This is a genomic window from Mesorhizobium sp. M2E.F.Ca.ET.219.01.1.1, from assembly GCF_004016445.2.
GTDB lineage: Bacteria > Pseudomonadota > Alphaproteobacteria > Rhizobiales > Rhizobiaceae > Mesorhizobium.
Genome location: NZ_SADT02000193.1, coordinates 1 through 309, shown reverse-complemented (window position 1 = coordinate 309; position 309 = coordinate 1). Strand labels below are relative to the sequence as shown.

Annotated in this window: 1 protein-coding gene; it reads right to left on the bottom strand. The window is 57.3% G+C overall.

Annotation, left to right across the window (positions count from 1 at the left end; translation table 11 throughout):
• Window positions 1–309: hypothetical protein (locus tag EN862_RS36695; RefSeq protein ID WP_135913327.1), on the bottom strand; the 309-nt coding region annotated here is incomplete at both ends.

Genomic DNA, 309 nt, shown 5'->3' with positions numbered 1-309 from the left:
GTGCCGTGATAGTCAACGTGCGCTTGCTCGTGAAGTGGTGACGCGTACCAGGCGGTAAGCTCGTCAACCAGAAAGCGCGTGTCGGCATTCACTGACGCGCACCTAAGTTCCCCGCTCTTTTGCATCACAATTATCGCCGTGCCGGTTGCACCGTATCCGATCGCCGCCATCCGCTGAACCTCTACGTCACCATCAACGCGAACATCGAACAGAACCGACCCTCCGGTTTTCTCTGCCGCGTCACCTACCCGATCAGGAAACGGCCGATGCAAACCGTTTGGATTGATGAACGTCTGCTCAAACAGCGCC